Source organism: Bradyrhizobium sp. Leo170, from assembly GCF_004296405.1.
Classification (GTDB): domain Bacteria; phylum Pseudomonadota; class Alphaproteobacteria; order Rhizobiales; family Xanthobacteraceae; genus Bradyrhizobium.
Window position 1 is genome coordinate 1 of sequence record NZ_PSRR01000738.1, and the last position, 1195, is coordinate 1195.

The 1195-nt window shown below is 64.2% G+C and carries 1 protein-coding gene; it reads left to right on the forward strand.

Annotated features, from left to right (window positions below; translation table 11 throughout):
- The first annotated feature begins 171 nt into the window (after nt 1–171).
- On the forward strand, nt 172–945 hold the full coding sequence (locus CWO89_RS44375) for a gamma-glutamyl-gamma-aminobutyrate hydrolase family protein (RefSeq protein WP_130584403.1): 774 nt from the start codon (nt 172–174) through the stop codon (nt 943–945).
- Nucleotides 946–1195: the final 250 nt, after the last annotated feature.

Below are 1195 nucleotides of genomic sequence, written 5' to 3' on the forward strand. Positions count from 1 at the left end.
CCGCCGCCCGCCGGCAGGCCTTCCCGCGGGATGGCGGCAGGCCGCCGCGCCTGCGTCCCGCGCCGATGTGCTCCGCCAGCATAATCTGTTGATCCATGGTCCGGTCGGGGGCATTATCCCTCTGGAACCATGGCAAACATAGAAAATCATTCCTACGCGAGACACTGAGCAATGAGACGGCCCGTGGTCGGCGTGATTGGAAACGCCCATCGCATCGAAGATCGTTTCACGGTTCAGATGGTTGGGGAGCGCAACCTGCGCGCGATCACCGATGTCGCGGGCGCCGTTCCGCTGATGTTCGCCGGTTCGCCGGAGATTACCGACGTCGGCGCCTTGCTCGACGTGGTCGACGGCGTGGTCCTGACCGGGGCGCGGGCCAATGTCCACCCGACCCGCTTCAAGTGCGAGCCGCATATCAGTCACGAGCCTTATGACATCCATCGTGACGAGGTTGCGCTGGCGTTGTCGGAAGCCTGCGTCGCGCGCGGCATTCCGCTGTTCGGCATCTGTCGCGGCCTGCAGGAGATGAACGTCGCCTTTGGCGGCTCGCTGCATCCCGAGATTCGCGAACTGCCGGGACGCATGAACCATCGCATGCCGCGGCTGGACAACGGCGAGATCCATCCGGACCCGCTGGTCGTGTTCGCCGACCGGCATGACGTGACGCTCACGCCGGGCGGCGTGTTCGTGAAGCTCCTGGGCTGCGAGACAATCCGCGTCAATTCGCTGCACGGGCAGGGCATCCTGGAGCCCGGCGAACGCGTCGTGATCGAAGGCGTCGCCGAGGACGGCACCATCGAGGCGATCCGCATCGCCGACGCGCCAGGCTTTGCACTCGGGGTGCAGTGGCATGCGGAGTACGACCCGCAGCGCAACCCGATCAACAAAAAGCTGTTCGAAGCCTTCGGCGCAGCGCTGCGCGAACGGCGGCGGGCGGCGGCGTAGGGGCGTTGCTCGCCATGAGGGCGATTGGGTTCCGATTTCATTGTCAAACAGTGATTTCGTAGGATGGGTAGAGCGAAGCGAAACCCATCGCGATGGAGCAAGTTGTGCGATGATGGGTTTCGCTTCGCTCTACCCATCCTACGATCCCGTTGAACCTCGCACCGCTGTCGTCCCGTCGAAAGACGGGACCCATAACCACAGGGAGTTGTTGTGGCGCGAGCAAGCGGTTGCAGCGGAGCACACGACGAAG

What these genes read in the sequence shown, in the direction of transcription:
- CWO89_RS44375 (WP_130584403.1), top strand. Translation starts at nt 172, where the DNA reads ATGAGACGGCCCGTGGTCGGCGTGATTGGAAACGCCCATCGCATCGAA.